Source organism: Paenibacillus luteus (assembly GCF_006542765.1).
Classification (GTDB): domain Bacteria; phylum Bacillota; class Bacilli; order Paenibacillales; family Paenibacillaceae; genus Pristimantibacillus; species Pristimantibacillus luteus.
Genome location: NZ_SKCD01000029.1, coordinates 53,886 through 65,430, shown reverse-complemented (window position 1 = coordinate 65,430; position 11,545 = coordinate 53,886). Strand labels below are relative to the sequence as shown.

The following is an 11,545-nucleotide window of genomic DNA, read 5'->3' as shown; positions in this document are numbered from 1 at the left end:
GTTCCAAGACGTCATGTATTCACAACATAACCATTATTCAGAGGCCTCCTGGTAAGGGCGGCCTCCAAACTAAAGAGTGACATTTTCATAGCACAGTTAAGGTGACATTTTCACAGACGATTGACAGAAGCAACGAGCTTACATTGACTTTTAGAAATAAATACAGTACCTTTATTCAAAACTAGAACACTTCGAGGTGATTCCATAGATGGCTACTGTAAAAATCAACCATGTTTCTAAAGTTTTTTCCTCACAGGGGACAGATGTCCAAGCGTTAAATAATATCAATTTGGAGCTGCAGCCCCATGAATTTGTGGCCATTATCGGACCCAGCGGCTGCGGCAAAAGCACTTTGCTCAAGGTCGTCGCCGGTCTCGATACCAACTACGAAGGCACCGTCAATCTGGACGACACCCCCGTCACAGGGCCAAGTATCGAAAGAGGCGTTATTTTTCAGGAACATCGCTTGTTCCCCTGGCTGACTGTTGAGAAGAACATTGCCGCAGACTTGTCTTTGAAGGATCCTAAGGTGAGAAAAGCAGTAGATGAAATGATCGAGCTGGTAAAACTCGGAGGATTCGAGAAGTCTTTTCCTAAACAATTGTCCGGAGGGATGTCGCAGCGAGTAGCGATTGCGCGCGCGCTCATCCGCAGTCCCAAGGTGCTGCTGCTGGACGAGCCTTTTGGTGCTCTTGACGCATTCACGCGCAATCATATGCAGGAAGCCCTTCTTGATATATGGCGCAGCAACCAGACAACCATGCTGCTCGTGACGCATGACATTGATGAAGCCATTTTCCTCGCAGACCGGATTGTGGTTATGCAGTCAAAGCCAGGAAGAGTGAAGAAGATCATTCCCATCTCCATGCAGCATCCCCGCTCCCATACTTCCACGACATTCTTGGAGTATCGCAAGCAAGTCATGGAAGCATTGAGCGAATCGGAACAGCCAGAGCCGGCCTACTCCATTTAACTTTTCCCGCTTCACCCGACAGGGTGAGGCGTTTTTTTTTATTTCATAGCCCCAGCCGCTCCATTTCCCACTTCAAATATTTAAGAAGCTCCTGATGGGCTATAGAGAAATGCTTGCGCTTGGAGTGGGCATAGCCCAGCGGAATAATATCCTGGTCCAGCTCCTTGGCTTCTAACGGAATAGCGACGATGTCTCCGCTTAGAATTAGCGGATCATTCCTAAGATTAAATTCCATAAAGATGCCGATTACATCGCCTTCGGCAATCGTTCTTTTCAGCACCTCTTGATTAGTTGAAGTAAACACGACCTGTACAGGACCATATTTTAGCGTCATTTTTTTCATGAAGAAACGGGAAAAGCTGCCATTCACGCTTACAAAGGTTTGGTCCAATAAATCCGGTATGCCAAGTCTGCTCCTTGCAGCTAGAAGCGAGGATCTATTTACGCACACCACTAATCTCGATTCAACCATCGTCGTCAGCCACAGGTCCTTTGTTTGCTCGGTATGCTCGGGGTGAAAATAGATCAAGCCCATATCACTGCGGTCATGGCGGATGTCCTCCAATATCTCCACGGAGTCCTTTTCGGAAATCTCCAGCTTGACGTAAGGGTTGTTCGCTTTGAACGACATGATTACCTTAGGCAAAATGGCAATAAAATTAGGACTGACCGAAAGACGTATATCCCCATGGATTTGTTCCTGTTGGCCGGACACCTTATCCTTAAACTCCTGCAGCTTCAACAAAATCTCCTCCGCTTTAGTAAGCAGTTCCTTTCCCCTCTCCGTCAGCAGCGTCCCATACCTGGTTCTGCGGAACAGCTCAAAGCCAACTTCCTTTTCCAGCTTCATAATGGCTTTGCTGATTCCGGCTTGAGAGATGTGCGAGATTTCAGCTGTAGCCGAGATTGAGCCCGTTCTTGCTACGTTTACAAAATATTCTATTTGCTCAATATTCATCGGAAATAGCCCACTTCCCATAACTTTTGGTTATACCAGCATTATTCATTGTTATTATACTTGTTTAGTCGGATATAGTATAGTGTTCTTACTTTAGATAAAAAGGAGTCTTTCATAATGAACAAAAGAACACTAACCATCCTATTCCTTACCATAAGCATGCTGTTGGCTCTAGCTGCCTGCGGCAAGAACAACAATACCGGCAATTCATCCTCCGCCTCCGGTGGCGACCAAGGGGAAACCGCCTCTAAAGAGGTTACCGTCAATATTGGCGTTCAACATGCTGTCCATCCCCTGGTTCTCGCCCAGCAGCAAAAATGGTTTGAAGACGAGTTTGCCAAACATAATGCCAAAGTCAATTGGGTAGATATTCCGGGCGGACCTGCGCAATTCGACGCAATCCTCACCAACCGCCTTGACCTCGCTGTTACCGGAAATACCGGCGTTATTACCGGACAAATCTCTGACATTCCTTTTAAGGAAATTGCTGTAGGAAGCACAGGCTCCAAAAATGTCGGATTGCTGCTGCCCAAAGACAGTACGATTACAGAGCTCAGTGCACTGAAAGGCAAGAAAATTGCTGTAGCCAAAGCAACAGCTGCCTACGATATCCTGTTCCGATTGTTAGATAAAGCTGGTCTTACCGCCAAGGATGTTGAAATTATCCAACTAAATGCGGATGAAGCCAAAGCTGCTTTTGTAAGTGGATCAGTAGATGCCTGGGGCATTGGCGAGCCGTATCTGTCTACAGCTGTGGTAGATGAAGGCGCCAAAGTGCTGGGTGACGGGTCAACCCTTAACTATATCAGCCCTGCTTTCCATATTGCGCGCACTAAATTTGCCGATGAGCATCCTGAGCTTGTTGTCGCGTACTTGAAAGTTTTGCAAACTACTCTTCAATGGCAGACTGAGCACTTGGATGAAGCCGTCAAAATATACTCTGAAGGCACCAAGCTAAACCCTGACGTCGTTAAATCTGTCATCTCCAATGTGCAATTTGCAACCGTTCCGGTTTCAGATGATTTTGTAAAATCACAATCCGAATTAAACGAATTCCTCGTTAAAGAAAAAGCCGTAAATAAATCTGTAGACGTCTCAAAAGTTGTAGATAATACATTCATCAATCAAGCATTGGAAGAATTGAAAAACGATAAATCATAGGTTAGGAGCGTCAAACATGAGTACAGTCACCATTTCAATTGAAGAGCTAAAGGATATGGGCAAAAAAGTGCTGATGAAGTACGGCGCTACCGAATATGAGGCAGAAATCATCACCAGCGATTATTTGGATGCCGACCTGAGAGGACATGCCTCGCACGGCTTTACTTTTTTCAAGCAGGCGGCAGGCGCATTCGAGGGCAGAGGCAAATATGAGGCAGGCCCGTTGGAAGGCTCCTACCTGCATATTGCCGGAAATTACGATCTCGGCAGTATTGTAGCTCGCGAGGCCATTGACCTCGCCCTTCCCGCTCTCCCTGATCGTAAAATCATAACCATCGGCATCACCGATGTGTCCCGCTTCAATACCGCTGGCGTAATTGCAAGGTACGGAGCAGAACGCGGCGCGATTACATTGATCTCGGCATACGGCGGAATGAGCGTGATGGCGCCTCCCGGCGGCAAAGGCCCTGCTGTGAACAATACGCCGCTGGCGATTGCCATCCCGCATACGAATCCGTTGTTCGTGCTGGATATGGCCATGTCGGAGCGGGCGTGGGGTCATCTCAGCATTGCCAAATTCAAAGGCGAAACGATACCTGAGAACTGGGGAGTAGATGAGGAAGGCCAGCCAACCGAAAATCCTGCGGATGTCAAATGGTTGTCTCCGGTCGGCGGATACAAGGGCTTCGGACTTTCCCTTGCACTGGAAATCATTAGCGGAGCGCTCGTCAACGTGCCGATTGGAGCGAAAGGGCTTAAGAAAAATCGCGGAGCCTTTATCCAGTTAATCGATCCGACTATTTTCGGGCATACCGTAGATTCTTTCAAGGAGCAGGTCTCCGGCTTTCTTGGAGAGCTTGAACATTTTCCACTTGCAGAGGGGCATGAGGACAAAATCAGGTATCCTGGACAAGCCTCGGAGCAGCGGTACCAAGAAGCTTTAGCGTCCGGGGTCATTACCCTGCACCATTCTGCGATTGATTACCTGCGCAGCCAGCTATGAAAAATTATAAACCTTATACGAAGTATCTATACGGCAGCCTGCTACCTGTTATTATTTTGGCGGTTTGGCAGTTAATCGGAGAGCTGCACTTGCTGCCTCCCCAACTGCTCCCAACTCCGCTCAAAATCGGTGAAAGCTTCATTAGCCTGCTCTTCAGCGGTGTACTATTGTCTAATATTGGCATCAGTATTTCGCGCGCGCTAATTGGATTCTTAATCGGCGGCGGACTTGGCGTCTTCTTTGGCCTACTGGTCGGCTTCTACAAGAAAACCGAATGGACCCTTGACCCTATGCTGCAAATGATTCGGACCGTCCCCCATTTGGCTATTATGCCTCTGTTCATTTTGTGGTTCGGCTTTGGTGAGTTTTCCAAGGTGCTTCTGATCGGAATGGGAGCCTTCTTCCCTATTTATTTAAATACTTTTCTAGGCATCCGCAGCGTAGACTCCAAGTTAATTGAAGTCTCGCGAGTACTCGAATTCAGCAAGTTCAAGCAGGTTACCCGGCTCATCCTGCCCGCTGCTATGCCCAATCTATTGCTCGGAATTCGGTTATCTCTAGGCACTGCGTGGCTAAGCCTGATTGTCGCTGAGCTGATGGGAGCAAACGCAGGCGTTGGCTATATGATCTCCGATGCCCGCCAGTTTGCTCAGACGGAGGTCGTGTTTGTCGGCATTGTTATTTTTGCATCCGTTGGCAAGCTCACCGATTCGCTCGTTCGCAAGCTTGAGATCTACTTATTGCGCTGGAGCGACAATTACAAGGGTTAGAGGCTGTCTCTATCGCCATCCTTCCCATGTGCAAAGAACGGAGAACAGGCGCAGCATGCCGCTTATAGCGGTAGGCTGCGCCTATTGTTTTTCTATAGCGTCAAATGACCTCGATACTCTTCTCCTTTGGCAGCGTCAAGAATACAAGCAACCCAATAATGAAAAGCGGAATAATGGATAAAATACTGAGCTTAGCGTTACCGGTCACTGTCGTCGTTATCGACATAATAAAAGGCCCGAGAATCGCTGCGAATTTGCCGAATATATTGTAGAAACCAAAAAATTCATTGGAGTTTTCCTTCGGTATGATTTTGGCAAAGTAGGATCGGCTTAATGCTTGTATGCCGCCTTGTGCGGAACCAATTAGCGCACCAAGAATAAAAATATGCCATACGGACGAAATAAAAAATGCGGCTACACAAGACACGATATAGGTGATAATCCCTACAATAATCATGGTTCTTGTCGAATATTTATTCGCTAAATTCCCATAGAGTATAGCGCATGGAAACGCAATAACCTGAATGATTAATAAGATGCCGAGCAACGTAAACGTATCAAGCGAATCCGCTCCCAGCACCGCTGTAGCATAAGGCACTACCATTTTAATAATCGTATCGACTCCATCAATATAACAAAAATAAGCAATTAAAAAGATAAACACCATCTTATAGCTGCGAATTTGTCTGAACGTTCCCGCAAGCCTTTTGAAGCTATTTAAAATCGGTCGAGGCTCCGGCTCAACATAGTAACGCTGCTGTACATCCCTCACCATCGGAATCGTGAGTAATCCCCACCATAGTGCCGTAATCACAAAGCCGATTTGATAACCAATGGCTTTATCCATGCCCATCAAGAAAATTAACGCCATGCTGATCCCGAAAGGAATAACGCTACTTATATAACCATATGCAAAGCCTATAGAAGAAACCTTGTCCATGCGAGCATCCTTCGTTACATCCACTAGAAACGAATCATAAAAAATATTAGATCCAGCAAAGCCAATAGCTGATAAAACATAAAATAGAATTAGCAGCTGCCACTGGCCGCTATCCGGCGAAATAAAGGCTAGCGACAGCGTCGAGAGAATGCCGACCAGTGCAAAAAATAGAAAGAAGCGCTTTTTCTTATCCTTATAGTCAGCTAATGTGCCTAATATCGGACTTAGCACCGCAACAATGATACTTGCTAACGAATTAAAATAACCTAGGTCCATGCTGCTGTTTACATGAGTAAACATTCCAAATACAATCGGCAGCAGCGCCGTTGTAACCGCCATGGAATAAGCCGAATTCCCGCAATCATACAAGATCCACGATCTTTCTTCTCCGCTTAGCTTCATGTATACCTCTCCCCTATCTCGTCAATCTTCGCAATTTTAACATGTCAGTAGGGGAGCATGGTCATGCTAGTGTTAACTTCAAGTTAAGAAGCTGTGAATATCTATCTTTGTCAGCCAAACTAGACATTGTAGTCCAACTTATATCGATACGGAATAGGGGATTCTTCCCTTAAATTGCACCACCTCTCGAATCCCTTTGCTATGCAGCAGCTCGATAGCTTCTGCAAAGCCTTGCTCGAGATGCCCGACCTGATGGGCATCCGAGCCGATGGATACGGCTCTGCCGCCTAAATCTAAATACATGTCGAGAATATACGAATGAGGATGAATCCAGCCTTGCCGATATAGTCCGGTCGTATTCAGTTCAAGAACCTTTTGCTTCTCCAATATTAGCTTCAATATATCGTACAAAATAGGCTTGCAAGCAGCGATATCCTCTTCGTACACCGGAAATGTCGTATACCTCACCATATAATCCAAATGAGCTACGATATCGTAATTGTCCATCTGGTCGACAGCCTCTCGCACATGTGTAAAATAATGCTTTAGCCGCTGCTGAATCGGCTTGTCATGAAAAGCCTTTTCGGAGAAATCCAGCCTTCCGTCATTATGCGCAGACAACAAAATAACGTCAAACTCATGCTGAGCCAAATAGTCATTTATGATGTCTTTATAATCGCTTCGAAAGCCGACCTCAACGCCTTTGCGAATCTCAATGGCATAATGCCGTAACAGCTCTTCCATTTCTTTATGGTAGCTCTCCCAGTCAATCTGAACATCCTGCTTGAAATATTTACAATCATATTCTATATGGTCTGTCGTATAGATAGCAGCCTTCCCAAGCGCAAGCGAAGATCGAACAAGCTCTTCCAGGGTTGAGTTCGAGTCAGGTGAATAATTGGAATGCACATGCTGATCGATTAAGAGATGTGGTATTGTCATTCTTTACTCCTTCTCCTTCTATTGAAACTGCAGCAAATTGCGCCCTTCGTCTGTCATATCGAACAGATGAAATTTATTCGGCTTTATGCCGATTGAGATCGCCTCGCGTTCCTTTAGCTGCTTCTCATTATCCGTCAGCAGACGAATCATCATATCGGACTTACCAGCGGGATCCGTCAGTTTGATTAATTGCCCATTGCCTAGATGCTCAATCAGATCAATTTGCAGTCTAATCGCTGCTTCATTTGGCTGATCTGTAATGAACAAATCATGCGGGCGTATGCCAAGCTTGACCTCTTTCCCGATATGCTGCGCCTCCAGCCTGCGCGACTGTGGAATTTCCAGTTCGAACAGCTTCGTCTTCACCCACTGTTGTTCGTCTCTCTTCTCTAAGACTCCGTCAATCAGGTTCATAGGCGGATTGCCTAGAAAGCTGCCAACAAACAGATTAGAGGGATGATTGAACAGCTCATTCGGAGGCGCGTATTGCTGAATTTTTCCGCCATTAAGAATGGCTACGCGATCGGAGATCGCTAAAGCTTCCTCCTGGTCATGCGTAACAATAATCGTCGTGACGCCTAATTTACGCTGGATTTTGCGAATTTCGTCCCGGACATCCAGCTTTAATCGCGAGTCCAAATTTGACATCGGCTCATCCAGCAGTAGAATTTCCGGGTCCTTGGACAACGCGCGCGCCATGGCGACACGCTGCTGCTGACCGCCTGACAGCTGCGAAGGCTTGCGGTCGAGCAGATGATCGATCTGCAATATTTTACTCGTTGCGAGTGCACGTTCATAGGCTTCCTTCTTAGCCATCTTCCGCTCGCGAAGCGGGAATGCAATGTTGTCACGAACCGTCAAATGAGGATACAACGCGTAGGATTGAAACACCATCCCAATATTCCGATCCTTCGGTTCCACATGATTGACCAGCTTATCCTTGAAATAAATTTCACCGGAGGTTGGCTTCAGCAGCCCTGCCAGCATCATTAGCGTTGTCGTTTTTCCGCAGCCAGATGGGCCTAGCAGCGCAACAAACTCACCCTTTGCAATTTCGAGATTCAATCCGTCAACCGCGCGGCTTCCGATTTGCTTACCATCATAATCTTTTACGATATTTTTAAGAGAAATCATACCTGCTTTGCTCCTCCCATATTGATCTTCAGAAATACTTTCTGGGTAAAGATATAGAAAACGACTAGCGGGATCGTATAAAACAAACCAATCGCCGTAATTAATCCGTAGTTCAAAATGACATTTTCCTTCGTGACCAAGCGAGATAGATAACCGGCCAGTGTCAGCATATTGTCATCGAAGATAAATAGCTTGAACAGAAACCATTCGCCGTAGGCGCCCAAGAAGGAGAACACGGATATCGCTCCAATGCCCGGTAAAACGTACGGTACGAGTACTTTCATGAGGGCACGAAATCTCGAGCATCCATCTACCATGGCCGCCCATTCCAAATCCCAAGGCACTTCATCGAAGAAGCCTTTCATAATATACACACGACCTGGCAATGATCCCGTAATGGCAACGAGAATAACGCCTATATACGTATTCACCAAATTCATTTGAACGAGGATAAAAAACGTAGCGATAATGAGCGTAATACCTGGGAAGGAGCGCATTAGGAACAGAAACTTCATAGCAGCCAGCTTGCCTGTGAAATCAAGCCTGGAGAATGCATAGGCAGTGGGTACAGCAATGCCGACTTCAATGATAACAATTAGAATCGAATAGACTAATGTATTAAGTACGATGGGCCAAATCGCCGGCAGAACAACACCTGCATATTCGATTGGCTCTTTTACAAAATTGAAGTTCTCCAGCGTAAATTGCCCCGTTGTGCCATTAAAAGTAGCTGAGAGAAAATACCAGATAATCATTCCAATGATAGGCATCGTAAAGAGCAGCATATACGTGTGTACGAGCAGTTTTTTTGCAATACTTGTCGACATAATGGCCTCCTAATCCTCAATGCGCGATGGCTTGATCATTTCATCGAAATCAAACAGCCTCAGCAGCCATAATGTCAAAATAAGCGAGATCAGCACAACCAGCAGTGAAAGAGCAGCGCCGTATCCATAATATTTCAAATTAAAAGCCTGCTGGTACGCGTATAGAGATAACGTTGTCGTGTCTCGCATAGGTCCGCCATTGGTCAGCAGCAGGATGAAGAAGTAGGAGGACACAAAGCCGATGAGATCTGATATCGTAATATACATTAACGGCCACTTTAATGAAGGAAGAATGATTTTGGTAATGACCGATTTCTCGCTTGCTCCATCTACTTTGGCAGCCTTATACAGATCCTCAGGTATGGAGCTGATTGCAGCCGATAATAGAATCATGCCTCCTGAAGTTGTAGAAACGATCGTTGCAATGATTACGATTGCCATCGCGATTTTTGTAAACCACGAAATGGGATCGCCTTCTGGCTGGAAAAGATGTAGAACCTTATTGATAAGCCCATCCCCCGTAGGGTCGAATAAATACTTCCAGAACGTCACATATACAACAGCAGGAATGATGCTCGGAATTAACCATAGGACACGATAAATGACTGCCGCCAATTTGCCCTTTAAGAAATACTGGGTTGCGATCGATATAAACAAACCAAAAAACAAAGAGAATACAAGTGTAATAACGGCAAACAAAACAGTGTTCCATAAAATTTGGGGCATGCTGTAATCGGTAAAAATCCGTTTGAAATTATCGAAGCCAACAAAATTGATTTTCATTGATGCATTCAAATCCGTGAAGGACATCATGATGGTCGCAATCGCTGGAAGAATGAAAAATACGAGCACGAGCAGCGCAAAGGGCATAATGAAAAAGTATGGATACATTTTTTTGGCTAAAGGCTTCTTGTAAGGCTTCTTGGCTAAAGTCACTGGGATCTCCATAATGAGATCTGCACCTGCTTCCTATAAGCAAAATATACGGAAAGGCGCTCTAATAAGCAGAGCACCTTCTCGGTATCATCGTTATTCTACAATGAGACTGTCCGCTGGTACGTTTTGTTTGACATCCTTCTGGAATAGCTCAAACGCTTGAGCTGCGGTTTGGCCTTTGGTCAGAATGGCATCAATGCCAAGCGTGAACGATTTCATATAGACCGCATAATCCATTTGGGCCGGACGCGTTTTGGTAAACTCGATTAAGTAAGCATGATCTTTATAGAAGCTCATTTCTTGGAAGCGCGGGTCTTCTTGTGCAGCAGCTGTTACAGGAAGCTTACCGCTTTTTAGCGTATGATTAATTTGCAGGTCTGCATCCAGTACGTGCTCAATCAGCTTCTGAACATACGGCATCTTCTCGTCGTCAACCTTAGCTCCTACGTAGACCAATGCAGGGTTGCTGTAGGACACAGGTTTTCCGCCTTGCTCTACCGAAGGAACCGGAATCCAAATCGCATTTTCCTTAAACCAAGCTTCATAACCAGTCAAGTCCTCATCCATGCCAAGCTGCGTACGCATCACTTGATAGAATTCCGTACGGGCAAATTCAGCGAACAGTTCGCCTTTAATGAACAGCTCGGCAGCCTTGTCCGTATCGATCTCAGCAATGCCCTCCGTAACTACGCCGCGCTGCTTCGCATCCTGCCAAAATTCATAAACCTTCTCTGTGTTTTTCGACAGCACCATCTTGTTCTCTTCCGCACTATAATTATAGTTGTCGAATGTATAGTTCCAGCCTTCAAACCTTGTATCCTCAACTCCGAAGCCGATTTTGACTAGCTTCTGCTTTGCAGCCTCATCTGCAAGATCAACCAGCTCTCCGAAGGTAAAGATGCCAGCATCCACGCGAGCCTTCAACTCATCGATTTGTGCGGCTGTCCATCCAAGGCCCTCCAACGCTTTCCGGCTAATGAATACGGGAGAGGCATCCATATCCTGAATAACGCCGTAGTAGTGGTCTTCGTATTTCATGATGTTATTGTAGGATTCCGGCATGTTTTTGAACACGTCAGATGTTCCAACCCAGTCTACATCGCGAATGAGTCCGGCATTTAACTGCCACCCAATATCCACGCTGGAGTTAATAAATACATCGGCTACCTTATTCGCTTGTGCCTGCAAGATCAGCTCATCATCGCCAATGCCAGGCCACCAGTCTATTTTTATTTGTACATTCTCCGCCTTTAGTTCTTCGTTCACGCGTTTTTCTGCTTCTAGGAAATTATCCTTCCGCGCTCCCCATGTGTTCTCGCGAACGGAGATGACGACTTCTTTCATTTTCTCGCCATTGCTAGAAGCTTCTGCGCCGCCATTTGCAGCAACGCCAGAATTTGAGCCTGTACTACATCCTGCTAACAATGTCATACTTGTTATTACACTAACTAATCCAAGTGCAAGCTTCTTCATTCTTGTAAACCCTCCTCGTTTTCCAG

The 11,545-nt window shown here is 45.9% G+C and carries 11 protein-coding genes; 4 read left to right on the top strand and 7 right to left on the bottom strand.

The window, feature by feature from the left end:
• Window positions 1–208: 208 nt before the first annotated feature.
• Window positions 209–973, top strand: a complete 765-nt coding sequence (locus E0496_RS21570; protein WP_141503864.1) for an ABC transporter ATP-binding protein — start codon at window positions 209–211, stop codon at window positions 971–973.
• A 43-nt stretch (window positions 974–1,016) separates the two neighbouring features.
• Here the strand turns inward: E0496_RS21570 and E0496_RS21565 are convergent, their stop codons facing one another.
• Window positions 1,017–1,931, bottom strand: a complete 915-nt coding sequence (locus E0496_RS21565; RefSeq protein ID WP_161601513.1) for a LysR family transcriptional regulator — start codon at window positions 1,929–1,931, stop codon at window positions 1,017–1,019.
• A gap of 117 nt (window positions 1,932–2,048) precedes the next feature.
• Here E0496_RS21565 and E0496_RS21560 point away from each other — a divergent pair, with 117 nt between their 5' ends.
• The 3 genes from E0496_RS21560 to E0496_RS21550 are packed head-to-tail and all read left to right on the top strand — an operon-like array spanning window position 2,049 to window position 4,865.
• Window positions 2,049–3,092 carry an aliphatic sulfonate ABC transporter substrate-binding protein gene (locus tag E0496_RS21560; protein WP_141503862.1) on the top strand — a complete coding sequence of 348 codons (1,044 nt, stop codon included), beginning with the start codon at window positions 2,049–2,051 and terminating at the stop codon, window positions 3,090–3,092.
• 16 nt (window positions 3,093–3,108) lie between these two features.
• A complete protein-coding gene (locus E0496_RS21555; protein ID WP_141503861.1) occupies window positions 3,109–4,095 on the top strand; it encodes an Ldh family oxidoreductase in 987 nt (328 codons plus the stop codon).
• Entirely contained in the window at window positions 4,092–4,865 is a 774-nt protein-coding gene (locus E0496_RS21550) for an ABC transporter permease (protein WP_141503860.1), read from the top strand. The genes E0496_RS21555 and E0496_RS21550 overlap by 4 nt, the downstream gene beginning before the upstream one ends.
• A 100-nt stretch (window positions 4,866–4,965) precedes the next feature.
• Here E0496_RS21550 and E0496_RS21545 read toward each other — a convergent pair whose 3' ends face one another.
• The 6 genes from E0496_RS21545 to E0496_RS21520 form a co-directional block, all read right to left on the bottom strand.
• Window positions 4,966–6,207 carry an MFS transporter gene (locus tag E0496_RS21545; RefSeq protein WP_141503859.1) on the bottom strand — a complete coding sequence of 414 codons (1,242 nt, stop codon included), beginning with the start codon at window positions 6,205–6,207 and terminating at the stop codon, window positions 4,966–4,968.
• A gap of 138 nt (window positions 6,208–6,345) precedes the next feature.
• Window positions 6,346–7,149, bottom strand: coding sequence for a histidinol-phosphatase HisJ family protein (locus tag E0496_RS21540; protein ID WP_141503858.1), 804 nt, complete (start codon window positions 7,147–7,149; stop codon window positions 6,346–6,348).
• A gap of 18 nt (window positions 7,150–7,167) precedes the next feature.
• Window positions 7,168–8,283, bottom strand: coding sequence for an ABC transporter ATP-binding protein (locus tag E0496_RS21535; protein ID WP_141503857.1), 1,116 nt, complete (start codon window positions 8,281–8,283; stop codon window positions 7,168–7,170).
• Window positions 8,280–9,110 carry a carbohydrate ABC transporter permease gene (locus tag E0496_RS21530; protein ID WP_141503856.1) on the bottom strand — a complete coding sequence of 277 codons (831 nt, stop codon included), beginning with the start codon at window positions 9,108–9,110 and terminating at the stop codon, window positions 8,280–8,282. The genes E0496_RS21535 and E0496_RS21530 overlap by 4 nt, the downstream gene beginning before the upstream one ends.
• Before the next feature lie 9 nt (window positions 9,111–9,119).
• Window positions 9,120–10,058 carry a carbohydrate ABC transporter permease gene (locus E0496_RS21525; RefSeq protein WP_141503855.1) on the bottom strand — a complete coding sequence of 313 codons (939 nt, stop codon included), beginning with the start codon at window positions 10,056–10,058 and terminating at the stop codon, window positions 9,120–9,122.
• Window positions 10,059–10,139: 81 nt separating this feature from the next.
• Window positions 10,140–11,519 carry an ABC transporter substrate-binding protein gene (locus tag E0496_RS21520; RefSeq protein ID WP_141503854.1) on the bottom strand — a complete coding sequence of 460 codons (1,380 nt, stop codon included), beginning with the start codon at window positions 11,517–11,519 and terminating at the stop codon, window positions 10,140–10,142.
• Window positions 11,520–11,545: the final 26 nt, after the last annotated feature.